Source organism: Microvirga yunnanensis (assembly GCF_025460875.1).
Genome location: NZ_JAMXFI010000009.1, coordinates 39920 through 53735, shown reverse-complemented (window position 1 = coordinate 53735; position 13816 = coordinate 39920). Strand labels below are relative to the sequence as shown.

The window sequence follows — 13816 nt, the reverse complement described above, 5'->3', positions numbered from 1 at the left end:
GGGGGGGCGCTTTGGGCCGGGCGGCCCCCCGGCCCCCCCCCTGAACGATGCGCTAGGACTGCGTCGCGTGGCGCTCGACCGCTTCGCCCAGAAGGGAACGCACGATGGCGCGCACCGCGTCCGACGTATTGTCGGATGCGAACTTCGCCTCGATCTCGTCGCGGATGATCGACCCGTCGCCGCTGCGTTTCAGCTCCGTGGCGGATTCGGCCTGCAGCAGCGTGACGAAGGCGCTCTCGACCTCCCGCGCCACCGCATCCCCGTCAGCCGCGTCGACCACGCGTCCGGTGAGATCGAAGACATTGCTTTCGAACGGCAGAGCCTGAGGTTCGAGTCCGCCTCCGGCATCCAGGATCCAGGCGCGGGGAACGTGATCCACGAGATCGACGGATTGGCGCGTGATGGTGCCGGGATTCATCCAGCGGGTGCGTCCGGCAAGAACGGATTTCTGCGTCTTGTGGATGTGTCCGTTGATCAGCACGTCGCAGCCCTCGACCGCGAAGGGCGGCACCGCTCCCGGATAGCCCCCGTCGAACGCGATGTCATGATGCGTGAACCAGGCGTGAAGGTCGACGCCGGCGAATGAGCCGCGCGCATCGGTCGGAATCGCCTGACCGTAGGGCGTCATCCCGATGCCGATCCGCCGCGCGCCGATCTGCACCTCGGTTACCGGAGATGGCGCGGCCACAACGTCGATCACGTCGCACAGGCCCAGGAGCGCCAGCGAGTCGCTGTCGGTCAGCGTCGTGTGCTGGATATCGTGGTTGCCCACGTTGACGATGGGCCGGTGCCGGAAGCCCTTGAGAACGCGGATGAGCTGGTTCTTGAGGGCCTCGTCGGTCTCGACCGGCCGGTCGAACAGATCGCCCAGGATGACGACGGCAAGCCCGCGCTCGTTGGCGATGGCAACACAGCGCTCGAGCTTGCCGAGAACGGCCTGCGGCCAGACGGCGTCCTTGCGCCGCCCCGGCCGCCGCGAGCCCACATGCGGATCTCCGATGACCAGGACACCGTTGCAGGCGACAGGGGGAAGTCGATCTCCGGACAGGATCATGCGGTCAGCCGCTCCGATGGCGTGGGGGAATGAGAAGGATGGGCGTGATGGTCCAAGAGGGTCTCCGGCTTGACCGGTGAGCCGCAAGTGGGGCAAAGGCCGCCAGTTTCCTCAATGAGCTTCGCCATGTCGGCCTGGACGGATGCAAGACCCTCATCGACCTTCGCGAGCCGGCCCTGAGCAATCAGAGCGGCGCTGCGAAGATCGTTCACACGTTTCAGAATGTTTTGCGCCGACGCAGTGTTTTCAAGGACTGGAACGCCATCGGGCAAGCCGCGCAAGGCGGCCAGCCGCGTCCTGCTCTGAGCGAGGCGCCGTCCGAGCTGCAGGACCCGCTCTCCCAGCCGCTCGCGCTCGCGCGAGCGCTCCACCGTGCGCGTCAAACGCGTCAGTTCCTCGGCGTCCGGAAGCGTTGCCGTGACGGTCGCCCGAGCCTTCGCCTTGCCCAGCCGGCGATCGAGATCCGCAATCTGCGACATGCGCTGCTGCAATCGCTGGAGGCGTGCTGCGGCGTCATTGAGATCGTCCCCTTGCTGTCGGATGGCCGACAGCCGGTCCTTGAGACGATCGAGAACCTGCAAGCCTTCGAGCGTTTCCTCGACGGCGATCAGTTCCCGTTCGCCATTGCGCACGAGATCGTTGTCCCGCCGGCAGCGCTCGCGATGGATGACGAGCATGTCGCGGATATAGCCGGCCTCCTGGCCGATCGAGAGCACGGCCGAGCGGCGCGACGGCGTCTCGCCGAGAAGGAACACGGGAAATTTCTGGTGCGCGATATGGACGTCGAGATCCTCCACCTTGCGGATGCGGATGAGATCGGCGACCCAGTCGGGAACATTGCGCCCGCCCGTCTCGTAGCGCATGCCCCGCTCCTCGACGACGGAACCGTCCGCCTCATGCAGGGACCAGACGTTGACCGGGGAACGGCGGGGCTGACGCGTGAAGCGCAGGACCCTGTTGCCGGCGAGGCCGATTTCGACCCCTGCCGCCTTCGCGCCCGCCCGCACGAGGCTGTCTCGGGCCTCGCCGTAGAACACGGCCCGCAAGGCACGGATGAAGGTGGATTTGCCGCGGTTGTTCGGACCGATGAGCGCGTTCACGCCCGGGCTCAGAGGCAGCGTCGCATCCTCGTAGGCCTGCACGTTGACGAGCCGGATGAACCGCAGGCCCGGCTGCCCATCGTCCCACGCGGCGGCTGTGTCGGTCGACTGCACATCGACGCCCGAGACCGGCTCTCCGACGATGCGGGCGATGTGGAACTTGCCCGAGAACTGCGACAGGTCGTGGTGAGACACGGCCAGGCACTGCACGCCGAGCCGGGCGGCGCCGTCCTCCAGCACCTTGTAGAAGGAGGAGACGCGATCCGGTGCAATCCAGCAATCGGCTTCGTCGAGGGCGAGGAAACGCGCGACATCCGCCTTGACGACTGCGATCAGGCGCAGCGCCATGCCGATCACGTTGGTCAGCGCGCCGCCGTTGTCCTCCAGCACGTCCTCGAGCGTGCCGTCGGGACGGCGCACGCAGATGTCGAGCGAGGCCAGGCCGCGCTCCGTCGAGAGATCCAGAGCCACTGGCTTCTCGCCCGGCAGCACCTCCTGGACGAGGGCCGTCAGAAGCGTCTCGAACGCCGAGAGGCTGCGGCGGTTGGCGCTGCCGTGCACGGCCTCGATGAAGGCTTCCACCTCGTCCTTGACGGCAAGCCGCCCCTTGGCGAGTTCGATCGCACGCGTCAGTTCCCCGCGCCGCGTCCGCAAGGCATCGCGCCGCCCTTCCAGACGTGCGAGGGCAGCGGCCGCCCGCGCGAGGTCATGATCGACGGACGGCGCGATCAACGCTCGTCTCCAAGCTGCTTGAGACGGGTTTCCACCTCGCGCAGGGCAGCGGCGAATTCTTCGGCGAGCTTGGCATTGCGGGCCTGGGCATCCTCGATCAATCCCTGGAGCTGCCCCTCGTCGTCCGTGCCGAACTCCGATAGGGCGAGGGCCCGCGCTTCTTCCAGCTCCCGGGCGAGACGCTCGACTTCGCCCTCCGCCCGGATCCGCTCCGCCCTCAGTCTGTCGAAGGTTTTGCGCATCTCCTCCAGGCGTCGGAGCTGGTCCGTTTCGAGGCGTGAGAGAGTGGTCATGGCGTCGCGAATCCGCTGCGTTGGAATGGTCGAGCTTCAGTTATCGTCAGCGGTATTTCGCCGCAACGACTTTGCCTCTTTTTGAGCGGGATCGGGAGCAAACTCTTCAATCCTGGCATCAGTCCCTCCACATAGTATCGGTTACTCCAAGATTACAGTCCCAGAGCGGCGTCTTTGCTTGACATCGCGGAAGCCAGGAGTATGTTCTTGGTTTGTTCGCATCCTGTGTATGCGTCGTGGATGTGACGCCATTAGGGCAGCCGCGCCTGACCACCGCGAAGGAACCTGCGATGACCGCCATGACGGATGAACGCCCGATCTTCGAGAACGAGGAATGGCTCGTGATCGACAGCGGCCTGGAGCACAAGCGGACCGGCTATTTCATCGACCGCGAGAGCCTCGGGCAGCGTCGGGAGGATGGCCTTTGGACGTGGCCGCTGCACATGGCCGAAAAGAGCTGGTGCGCCATGCAGCCTTTCTCCGAAGCCTTCTCCTGTGCGGCCTCCGTCTATGGTGTCACGACCGGCGCCGAGCTGGCGCGGACCTTCAGGATGGCGCGCTGCGAGATTTCGCCCTGGCCGAAGGCCGCGCGGGCAGCTCATCGCGGCGCCAACCCCGTTCCGTTGATCCCGCAGACCTTGCATTCGCAGGACTCGAACCCCATCTTCATCGAGCCGCGTTCTTCCGAGAAGTCCTTGAACGGTCAAGGTTTTCAGAGCCCGGACAATGCCTGGCGCATGCGCCCTCAGACGAGCGCGCGGCTGTTTCTGAAGTCCCTGCGTGAGCGTTCCGAACGCCCGAGTCTGGCACGGGAAGCCGAGCTTCCCTGGCGGGCGCAGCGCCGGATTCGCAGGACGGGAACAAAGCTCGTCCGGCTGCTGCAGGCAGCCTGGACCACACGGTGAGAGAAATGCCGAGCTTCGGACTTGAAGAGATCATGCGCTACGGCGCGAACGCCTTTGCGGGAGACGTCTCCGGCGCGCAGACCAGCTCGCCCGAGACGGCGGAGGAGTTTGCGCAACACGTCATCGAGGCGATCTGCCATACCAGCGTGACGCCGAGCGTCGGACGTCGCACCTTCGAACGCTGCATGCGTGCCTTGAGCCTGGGATCAACGGCCCGAATCGGCTTCCGACATCCCGCCAAGGCTGAAGCGATCGACCGGGTCTGGTGCGACCGCGAGCGTCTGTTCGACGAGTACAACGGGAGTTCCGACAAGCTGAGCTTTCTCGCGACGCTGCCCTGGATCGGTCCCGTGACGAAACATTCCCTGGCCCGCCGGCTCGGCATCTACGCCGAGCATGGACAGCGGGCCGTCGCCTGAAAACGAAACAACAAGAAGAGGTATCACCCCATGGCCAAGGTCCGCGCAAGCGATGTCGGCTTCTGCGTCGTCGATGACAACGCCAATGTCATCGCCGACAATCTCGTTCACCGCATCCGTGAGGCTGCCGTCGACATGGAAAGCCAGGTCAACCGGCTCTACCGGGGACGCCAGGCCTATGATCTCGAGGAAGGCACGAAACTCGATCTCGACAAGGCGATCGAGCAGCTGGCCTACATGGCCCGCACCCTGCGCGAGATCCGAAACGAGCAGTCGAAGGTCGTCTACCTCCAAGCCGCCGAGTAACGCGGCTGAGCACCCAACGCCCTCGAGAGCGGTGACCCTGTCACCGCTTTTTTCATGCCTTGATGGCCGATACGAACAGGACGAGCGGCGCGTGCCGATACCAGCGGTCCAGCCAATCGTGCTTGCGCGCCAGCTCCTCTCCCGGCCGCGGCTCCTCGACCCTCACGATGCGAAAGCCCGCGTCAATGACGGCATTGACGTAGTCGGACAGGGTTCGCGGAAACCGCGGTACCGTAAAAGGCTCCCGCCCGGCCTGCCCTTCACTCCCGTCCCGCCGGCTGAACCGCCAGTGCTCGACGAAGGGCATTCTCTCGAAATAGTGCCCGACACGAAGCCCGAGAGGAGCCCCGGTCTCGTCGGTCAGCCATTTGATCGCGGGCGTAATGAAGCAGGGATGCAGAACGCTGAAGCACAGGGTCCCGCCCGGCTTCAGCACGCGGAACGCGGCGTGCAAGGCGGCTCCAAGATCCGGCCCGTCCATGAGCGCCATGGTGGACAGGGCACAGTCGAAGTCTCCATCCCCGAATGGGGCGAGTTCACTGAAGGATCCGATCTCGTAGGAAATCCCGAGAGGCTCCTGGGCCTCCTGCTGCCGGGCCTGTTCGATCATCGCGGTGGAGAGATCGATCCCGGTCATCATCCCGCCGAGCCGCGCGAAGCGGCGCGTGTTGGAGCCCTCGCCACAGCCCAGGTCGATCGCGCGCCTCCCCACGATGGGAGGCATGAAGGCGAGGAAGGCAGGCAGCGTATAGAGCTCGCGGTAAAGATCGAGCCCGTTCCGCACCTCCCGGGTCCAGAGATCGGCATTGCGGTTCCATGCTGCGGCGACGGCCGCTTCGTCCAGGATCGTATTGGTCAAGGCAGGCTCCTGAAGCTTCGATTTCCGTATTACACGGGCAGCGACGCCCCTCGGCAACCGAGCTCCGGTTGCTTCGAAAGGCGTCCTGCTCTGGTCCCGTTCTCGGCACCCTCTTGTGTTTCACGTGGAACAAATATAGAACAGTCGGTGATGCCTCCCGTCAGGCAGGAGTGTGCAACCGACCTGAAAACGTGAGGCATTTCCGATGCCCCAGCCGTTCAGGAGAGATGAAGTGGAGAGGCCATCATGGCTGGAAGCGTGAACAAGGTGATTTTGGTAGGGAATCTGGGGCGGGACCCTGAGGTTCGGCGTCTGTCGAACGGGGAGCCTGTGGTGAACCTTCGGATCGCCACGTCGGAGACCTGGAAGGACAAGGGCACGGGCGAGCGCAAGGAGAAGACCGAGTGGCACTCGGTGGTGATCTTCAACGAGAACTTGGCCCGGGTGGCGGAGCAGTACCTGAAGAAGGGCTCGAAGGTGTATCTTGAGGGTCAGCTGCAGACGCGCAAGTGGACCGACCAGAGCGGCCAGGAGAAGTACACCACCGAGGTGGTGCTGCAGCGCTTCCGGGGCGAGCTGACGATCCTGGACAGCCGCGGCGGCGGCGGGGCGTCGGAGTTCGGCGACGACGAGCCGGGCCAGATCAGCCGCGGCGGCGACTTCGGACGATCATCCCCCATGGAGCGCAGGCCCGAGCCGGCCGGCGGCTCCCGGCACAGCGACTTCGACGACGACATTCCGTTCTAGGGCTTCGCCGTTCTAAAGAACACTGCCCACCAAACGTTCGAAATCCGGGCTCCAGCCCGGATTTTTCGTGCCGGCCTCCGCTTGGCCCCACCTCAGGCGTCGATTGAGGTCTTGCGGGTCTGATGCCGCGAGCGCTGAGCCCGCTCCACCTCCCGGAGCCTCCGCGCCCTCTCCTGCAGTTCGTCGCGGCTCGACCACCACCATCCCCGCGCGGAGCGGATCTCGGATGCCTCTTCGGCCTGCACGGGGCGTGTGCGGTAGATCTCCTGAAGGGTCGGCATCCGCCAGTGACCCCAAACGTAGTGGGACGGATCTCCCTGGAGATGAGCGTAAAGCCTGGCCGCGGCAGGATCGTCGATGGGATCGACGTCGATCGCCTCGAACACGACAACCCCCCAGCTGATCGTCGAGAGCGGAAAGCCCAAAGGGGGAGGATCGTCGACCGGCACCGGGTAGCGCCTGCGGCGGCGCTCCGCCTGCAGCGGAGCAGCCTCATCCGGGCCTTCTCGCCTCTTCTCCTCGCGGCGTCTCCGGCGGGCCTCAGGCTCGTTGCGCCGCGCCGCCTCCTCGATCTCGGGCCAGCGCGACTTCAAATCCTCGTAGGAGCGGAACGGCACCCGCCAGACCCTGTCCTCGGAATCCCAGTGGGCCCACGGAATCGACCGCAGTGCTTCCACGATGGTGCGCGAATAGGGCGTGCGCACCATCAGATCGTCAGCGACGGTCAGATAGGGGCTCTCCAGAGGCTCGAAGACAAAGGCGTCCCGCCCCTTGGCGTCGGCATGCCGGTCCAGGGTCTCCAGCTCCTGCGCCGTCCAGGTGGTCAGCCGCTTCGCGGCCGTCGTTCCCGGCACGAACCAGCGCTCCTCCCCGGCCCGCCACCGCGCCCGAGGGAAATGCTCCCGAAACCGGCGGACGAGATCGCGGTCATAGGGAAACCGGGCATAGGCACCCGGGCGCTCCTCGTCATCAGAGGGCAGAATCTGGAAGGCGGAGGCGATCTCCATCGGCCGTCAGAACCGCTCGCGATTGGTGTCTCTGAGCACAACCGCCCGTCTTGATTTTGGATCCCGCCGCTAAGCGATACCGTCACGGGAAATGCCTGTCAGGCATCTCCCGCAGTGTTGGGCGAGCCATAGACATCCTGACCTGTCAGCCCACGCAGGACCTCGTATGTCTGATGGAGCCTTGAATGAGCAGGGGCCCAAATGCAAGCCAACGCCTCAGATACGCCGCTGCCTCGTGCGGCAGAAGCTCCGACACATGGGTGCGAACGCCCTCCAATGCCCGTTGCTCCAGGTAAGCAAACCGATGGAAGTGGACCTATCGGGCAAGATCGTGCCGCGCGAGTGAGGAAGGAACACACGCCATGCTGAAGCGTCTCCACGGTCGCATTGTGAGCAGCGGACTCCAAGCTAAAACAGCCTGCTGTCCATCTGGCGATCGTCGCAAGTACCATGTGGCTGGCAGTTAGATGCTCAGACCTGGTTTTTCATGATTCCGAACTGAGCACCAACTGCCACCGTGAACAAGCCTCTGGCGAAAGGCGACGGCAAGCCGGTGTCCGACCCCAGGGGCGGCCCGGTGCACGACCCGGCCATAGTGCGGGCAAGAGCGCTGTCGATGCCAAGTTAACGGCACAGGTTGTCGTCACGCTGAAATAGGTCTACGCCGTCGTGGTATGACCTGAGATTGTAAAAGGCCTCTGTAATGGCATCTCCTCGCGACGGATCCTCCCCCCTCCCGTTCTTGAGGGGCGTCAGCTTTACAGGGATGAACTATACGCCAGGTGAACAATGGCCCCGAGCTGAGGCGGCGGATTACTTCATCAAGCAGAAGCGGATGAACGTCGTCCGGCTCAGCCTTCTTTGGGAGCTGATGCAACCCATCCTCGGTGGGCCCCTGGCCGTTGCTCAAACCAGAGGCATCCAAACTCAGATCGGACGAATTGCTGGGCTTGGGGCTTATGTCATCATTGAACCGCACATCTACGGTCGCCGCACGGAAGGCGGGGCAGAGCACATCATCGGGGAAGGCCCGATCGTCACCATTGACCACTTCTCCGACTTCTGGCGGAAAGTGGCCGCCCAGTACAGCGGTCCGATGATCCTGTACAGCCTGATGAACGAGCCGCACGATCAGAACTCTGGAAAGCTTGTCGAGGTCATCAATGGCGCCATTGCTGCCATTCGCTCCACAGGCGCGACGGGCCCGATCCTCGTTCCAGGCAACAACTGGACGAGCCGCACGAGCTGGAGGCGGGGTTCCGCGAATTTCTCCATGATGGCGGATATCGTTGACCCGCTGAACAACTGGATCATCGACTACCATTGCTACTTCGACGAATGGTCGGCTGGGCAGAAAGCAACCATTGAGAAAGGCTTCATCAACGATGTCGCGTTTTTCTCGAATTGGCTGGGCTCAAGTGGGCGGAAGGCGTTCGTCGGCGAATTCGGCTGTGCCGCAGATGTCGAATCCTTGAAGGCACTTCAGCGTTTCCTCGACCACATCGAAGCTAACAGGGAGTGTTGGGCCGGTTGGGCTTACTTCGCTGGAGGCGGGTGGTGGAAGTACGATCATATGCTGCGGCTCGACCCTTACGCATCGAAGTGGGATCCACACAATGTCTTCGCGAAAGAGGCTCAGACTTGGGAAGATCCTCGTCCAGACATGCCGCAGATGCGCACGTTGATGAGGTATCTCCCGCATCCATGAATGTCCATGGCATGACTGATGCCGGGTGCTAGCGTGAAAGTCTGGTAGGAGAGTTCTTCGCTACGGCTCACGTTCGAGCTGAGGCTCTCCCTGATAGTTCGACAGTTCCTCCGGAAGTATGAGCGGCGTTTCCGGCCCAGGTTTATTGTGCTTGGCTCCAAGGCACTCGTCGCACATCGATCGGACAGAGCGCTTGGCCGCTGCACGATGGCGATCGTACATCTCGTTCCACCCCTCGCGTCGAGCCGGTGCCTTAGGTTTCGGAGCCGCGACAATAGCTCGGAACTCGTCCGCATTTTCAAGTCGTGGTGGTGTCCCTTGGCCGATGTCCTGTGCGATCGAAGCAGACGCCAGCATTGATAGAGGGAGAATAATAAGAACTTTTCGCATGGCACGATTACTGTTCGAAGGTGCTGATCGGTAAGGGCCGATGTCAGTAGAAATGCCGCTCGAAAAGGTTCTGCGGTGTGACAAACAAACGCCCCGGCTGAGCAGCTTGCAGACCATCTCAACCAGGGCGCTCATGGCTCTGTGGGGGCGAGCCATAGACGGAAAACTATCCTGTTCCGGCTGGGTCTCAATGTCCCAATCGGTGAGTGCCGATGGCGCGAAAACCCCATTCATCGCATCAGTGGTAGCTCAGGTAGACAAACGCCCCGGCCTTGAAATGGATCGGGTCACCTGCCGCCGGAGCGTCAGCAGCACCTGGGCCGCGGTGTTTATCCAGGCTGATTCATGACAAGCAGGACAAGGCCTCTGACCGAGCAAGCTAAACGATCAGTATGGCGGTATCGAACCCCCCTTCTATCACGATTAGCCGGCAGGAATCTTCTCCCGAACGGCTCGCAACAAAAAGAGCTGCAATCTCAAAGATTTTTGATTAACATAGGTGAATAAGAATAAATAACTTTGTTTCAAATGGAGGAAACGATGCTGTGGTGGGTAAGCTTTCATTTGAGTTGTCTATTAGGTTTCTTAACCTTGGTCGGTGATCCGCCCGAACTACCCTGGCACGACTGATCCAAACGAAAGCGCTCCGATTAGGGCTCAAAGAGGCGGTGCTCAACCTGTGCGCTCAGCCGAAAGCCTCTAAGGAGATTTGCATTGGCAGCGCCGCCTTAACCCTGACCTAGGGCTAGGGTGATCTGGATCGGGCGCTCGTCGGCACCCGCCAAAGGATCGTTCTTTTTCGTCAGGCCGCCAGGGGAAAGCCCATGCCGCCGCCTGCGGCCCGTTGCGCCGCGCGATCAGATCGAAAGCATGAATGGACCTGATCCAGGGGTGAAGCGCGCTGAACTCCTCCTCTCTCTAACAGAAGTCGTCCAACAATTCTGTCAGAAATGCCCATGCTCTGGACCTCAGCCGGGCCCGCCAAAGGTCAGCCCGAGCGCTTGGGCGCTTGCCGTGTAAGATCGTGCGAAATCTACTCAGATCTCTCTCAGCAACAACCCGTTATCTCCCACGGCCAGGGGCATCCCCGCATCCTCAGTCGGAAGAACACCTCGAGGACGATTTGGGTAGGGCCGCGCACCGGCGACGGCCGCTGCAGCCCGGTTGTTGACGCCAAAGTAGCGGAAGATCGCCGCCATGTGGATCTTGACCGTCCCCTCCCCGAGCTTGAGCGCCAGGGCGATTTCCTTATTCGATTTGCCCTGGACCAGAAGGTCGAGCACCTCGCGCTGGCGCGAGGTCAGGGCATGGACCGAAGCGGCGGGCGCAGGCTCGGGCGGCACCGGCTGCGGCTCAGGGGCGACGTCCGGCAGCTCCCGAAGCGGCTGCAGCGAGCCGCCGGATGAGATGTCGGCCAGGCATGGCGGCACGTAGATCCCGCCCTCAAAGACCACGCGCAGCGCCTTGACCAGATCCGCAACCGGCAGGCTCTTGAGCATGTAGCCGTGAACGCCTGCCTCCAGCGCCGAGAGGATGTCCTGACGGGCGTTCGATGCGGACAGGACGGCTACGCGGGCATGCGGAAAGCACTCGCGGATCGCCCGCAGGTTGGTCGGGGTGCGCATGCCCGCCATGGACAGGTCCAGCAGAGCGGCTTCGATCCGCTCGTTTTCGGTGAGCCGCTCCAGCGCCTCGTCGAGGGACGACGCCTCGATGAGCTCTGCGAAGCCGAAGTGGTGGGTCAGGATGGCGGCCGCCGCAACGCGGAAATAGGGATCGCCATCAGCAATAAGCCCCATTCCTTTACCAGCACTCATGACATCTGCCCCAGCGATCTGTCGTTCGAAGCGACGATAGACCCCTACGATTAATATGTCGTATTCCTCTTACATCGCGCCGGCGCTCTGAAACTCTATATCAAACTGGTCCGCAATTCGACATTCTACCAGTCGAAGACGCTTATTAGAGAGTACCGGGAACTTCGTATCGAGGATCCCGGACAGAGCGTGCAGACTGGGGCGATGTCCCGCTGCGGTCCTAACTCTAGGTTGGCAGGGGCGCGATGGCGGGACGTCGAGGTGAACAGATGAGACCGTCGGACGAATGCGCCCCTCAATCACGGTTCAACGAACCGCGCAGATCGACCATCTTGAGCACGCAGTCTGAGTCGGGAAGTAAGCTCCAAAACGGTCACCGATCCTGTTCAAGCCCTCCACCTTTGATTGTGCGAATTTGATCGCTCCGTCAAAATTATCGATGGTGGGGCAATGAAACTGAGCCGCCAGATATTACTTTCGGCAGTAAGCGCTGCGAGCCAGCGCATTCGACGCGCTCGGCTAAATCTAGAACAAATCCGGTTCCAGGAATCATAGAGGGTCACAATGCCCTGTCGTTGCCACGACGCACATTGCTTCGAGTCGCTGGGCATACTGGAGCAACAGTTGGAATCCCAGCCGCCCCTATGTTGGCTCTGAAGATCCGTCGCCCTGTCGGCTGAGTTGCACGATCTCGACAGACACCTGAAATAACAGGCGAGCCTGACACATCTGAACAATCTCGTGCGTGATGCCCTGCTGTCGCGCGAGAGCGCTCAAAAGCTGCTGATCTTTCGAAACAGCATCTAGGATCGTCAACATGAACAAAGGCAGTTGAGCAGCCGCTTGATCCGCGTCCGGACGAAAGCCGCTCGTTCTCAAAAAGCTGTGTAGCCTCTCTTCATCCGCAATAATGAAATCCAGAATACGTGCAACGGTAGCCTTTACCTCATCCAAACCAGGATCGGAGACAGGAGCGACATTCAGTCTTGGGAGGGGCGGACCCGGGTAGAACACAGACCTGTTGCGCATGAGATGACTCCAGCCGACGGACAACCTGTTCTAAAATGAGTAGGCATTTTTCTCTACATAGGCATATTAGTTATCTACAAAGCTCGGAGGGACCAACTTCAGTCCGAGAGCAGTACCCCCCGCAAAGAAGCACCTCAGTTGAAGGCCGCGGGCGTCACTTGAACGATCACGAACCAGTCAGTTGGTGGAGCTTTGCTTGCAACAATGAAATGCATGCGTCGTAACAAAGGCAAGGGTATGGCAGCCGATACTCGGAAAAGCGTGTTCTAAATCTAGCCAGCGGCGGTCACTCTCGAGCGGGGTATGCTCTTCTGTGAGATCTCAAACGGATTGTCCGCTCGCTGAGAGACCAACCCGATAGTTCTCGCCCTGCTAATTCACGACTGGATGCCGATGGAAGGCCATGCAACAACCTGCATAGAGCGGCTGCATTAAGAGTTTATTGACCCAGTTTCGCCCGACATTGCAGCGTTGCTCGTCGTGACGCCGCTAGCTCTGAAAATCCCGCCACCTGAGGCAGAAATGCCGTTTGCCGCATGCAAGTGCCTCGAACGCACAGCGTCGGGCTCACCAGTTAGCTCCGTTAATAGGCAGTCAGAGGCTCGTCGATTCTCACTCTCCAGAACGTTGGCCCTAGCGGCTCAAAATTCTGGCGACCGCCACCCCGAGAAAGGCACCCGATAACTTGGTGATGCTGTCAGGCAGTCGCCCGTGTCGATCCGGAATGTAGTTCTGGGCCATTTCAAGGAAGCCAACAAGGCCAATCAGCAGGACAAGAACAACGGCGTAGCGCTTTGGGTAGGCCAAAGAGAAAACCGCTCCAAGCGCAGCGAAAGCGGCAAATCGTTCCGCCGTGGCCGACGCCCCGGTGGTGGGGCGAAGATCCAGCGGGGAAAGTGTGACAAACACAATCCCAATGATGAGAATAGCTGCAAGGATGCGGAAGAAGATCGTGGATTTCATGGCGCGCTGTTTAGGTCACTTCAGAACGATCCTGTAACTCTTATTGCCCGAGTGTCAAAATATGATCATGCGTCGGTCTAGAAAACTCGGACGTTACGATGCACGATTGCAGGCGGCTCCGATGGCGCACCCACCTGTTGGAGATTTCAATCTCGGCATGTCGTGGACGCAAGCTAGGGGGAGAAGCCGTCATGGGGACATTCGCGCCATCCACGATTCTCCATCGAGCCTCATCGCTCCCGCGAAGCGTCGTTCTGAGATCTTCTTCTGCGCGCGCTCGGTGGCCCATGTGCGGGAGAGGCACTACAAGTTGCGCGAGACACCTGACCAATTCGGATAGCTTCTGCAAGGAGCCGCGATCCAGCCAATGGACGTCGGCGCCTCGCAGGGCGCGGAGCCCTCCACGCATTAGGGGTAGACGCTCCCTCGACCGTCATCGAAAGCGCCAGTCCCTTGTCAGCCGCACATCATACATGCTGCAGGTGAG

General features: G+C 61.7%; 13 protein-coding genes. 5 read left to right on the top strand and 8 right to left on the bottom strand.

Annotation, left to right across the window (positions count from 1 at the left end):
* Positions 1 to 52 precede the first annotated feature (52 nt).
* From NF876_RS06805 to NF876_RS06795, 3 genes are read right to left on the bottom strand one after another with little or no spacing between them, the layout of a single operon-like run.
* Positions 53 to 1054 (bottom strand): metallophosphoesterase family protein, encoded by a 1002-nt coding sequence (locus NF876_RS06805; protein ID WP_262268060.1) that lies wholly within the window; start codon positions 1052 to 1054, stop codon positions 53 to 55.
* Positions 1051 to 2886: an AAA family ATPase gene (locus NF876_RS06800; protein ID WP_262268059.1), complete on the bottom strand. Its 1836-nt coding sequence runs from the start codon at positions 2884 to 2886 to the stop codon at positions 1051 to 1053. Before NF876_RS06800 ends, NF876_RS06805 begins: the two co-directional genes overlap by 4 nt.
* The gene (locus NF876_RS06795) at positions 2883 to 3179 is read right to left on the bottom strand and encodes a hypothetical protein (RefSeq protein ID WP_262268058.1); all 297 of its coding nucleotides are present in this window, start codon (positions 3177 to 3179) and stop codon (positions 2883 to 2885) included. The genes NF876_RS06800 and NF876_RS06795 overlap by 4 nt, the downstream gene beginning before the upstream one ends.
* A gap of 290 nt (positions 3180 to 3469) precedes the next feature.
* Here NF876_RS06795 and NF876_RS06790 point away from each other — a divergent pair, with 290 nt between their 5' ends.
* From NF876_RS06790 to NF876_RS06780, 3 genes are read left to right on the top strand one after another with little or no spacing between them, the layout of a single operon-like run.
* A complete protein-coding gene (locus tag NF876_RS06790) occupies positions 3470 to 4084 on the top strand; it encodes a hypothetical protein (protein ID WP_262268057.1) in 615 nt (204 codons plus the stop codon).
* Positions 4085 to 4089: 5 nt separating this feature from the next.
* Positions 4090 to 4503 (top strand): hypothetical protein, encoded by a 414-nt coding sequence (locus tag NF876_RS06785; protein WP_262268056.1) that lies wholly within the window; start codon positions 4090 to 4092, stop codon positions 4501 to 4503.
* A 30-nt stretch (positions 4504 to 4533) separates the two neighbouring features.
* Positions 4534 to 4809 carry a hypothetical protein gene (locus tag NF876_RS06780; RefSeq protein WP_173945587.1) on the top strand — a complete coding sequence of 92 codons (276 nt, stop codon included), beginning with the start codon at positions 4534 to 4536 and terminating at the stop codon, positions 4807 to 4809.
* Positions 4810 to 4861: 52 nt separating this feature from the next.
* Here the strand turns inward: NF876_RS06780 and NF876_RS06775 are convergent, their stop codons facing one another.
* Positions 4862 to 5668 (bottom strand): class I SAM-dependent methyltransferase, encoded by an 807-nt coding sequence (locus NF876_RS06775; RefSeq protein WP_210806854.1) that lies wholly within the window; start codon positions 5666 to 5668, stop codon positions 4862 to 4864.
* Positions 5669 to 5914: 246 nt separating this feature from the next.
* Here NF876_RS06775 and NF876_RS06770 point away from each other — a divergent pair, with 246 nt between their 5' ends.
* Positions 5915 to 6415, top strand: a complete 501-nt coding sequence (locus NF876_RS06770) for a single-stranded DNA-binding protein (protein WP_285892596.1) — start codon at positions 5915 to 5917, stop codon at positions 6413 to 6415.
* Between the two features lie 92 nt (positions 6416 to 6507).
* Here NF876_RS06770 and NF876_RS06765 read toward each other — a convergent pair whose 3' ends face one another.
* A complete protein-coding gene (locus tag NF876_RS06765) occupies positions 6508 to 7422 on the bottom strand; it encodes a hypothetical protein (protein WP_247654127.1) in 915 nt (304 codons plus the stop codon).
* Between the two features lie 703 nt (positions 7423 to 8125).
* Here NF876_RS06765 and NF876_RS06760 point away from each other — a divergent pair.
* Positions 8126 to 9130, top strand: a complete 1005-nt coding sequence (locus NF876_RS06760) for a glycoside hydrolase family 5 protein (protein WP_371823100.1) — start codon at positions 8126 to 8128, stop codon at positions 9128 to 9130.
* Positions 9131 to 10557: 1427 nt separating this feature from the next.
* On the opposite strand, the gene NF876_RS06755 is transcribed toward NF876_RS06760, so the two are convergent.
* The 3 genes from NF876_RS06755 to NF876_RS06745 form a co-directional block, all read right to left on the bottom strand.
* Entirely contained in the window at positions 10558 to 11337 is a 780-nt protein-coding gene (locus NF876_RS06755) for a LuxR C-terminal-related transcriptional regulator (protein ID WP_262268055.1), read from the bottom strand.
* 642 nt (positions 11338 to 11979) lie between these two features.
* Complete coding sequence (locus tag NF876_RS06750; protein ID WP_210807112.1) at positions 11980 to 12366, bottom strand: DUF3572 family protein; 387 nt, start codon at positions 12364 to 12366, stop codon at positions 11980 to 11982.
* A gap of 633 nt (positions 12367 to 12999) precedes the next feature.
* Positions 13000 to 13329 (bottom strand): VanZ family protein, encoded by a 330-nt coding sequence (locus NF876_RS06745; protein WP_210807110.1) that lies wholly within the window; start codon positions 13327 to 13329, stop codon positions 13000 to 13002.
* Positions 13330 to 13816: the final 487 nt, after the last annotated feature.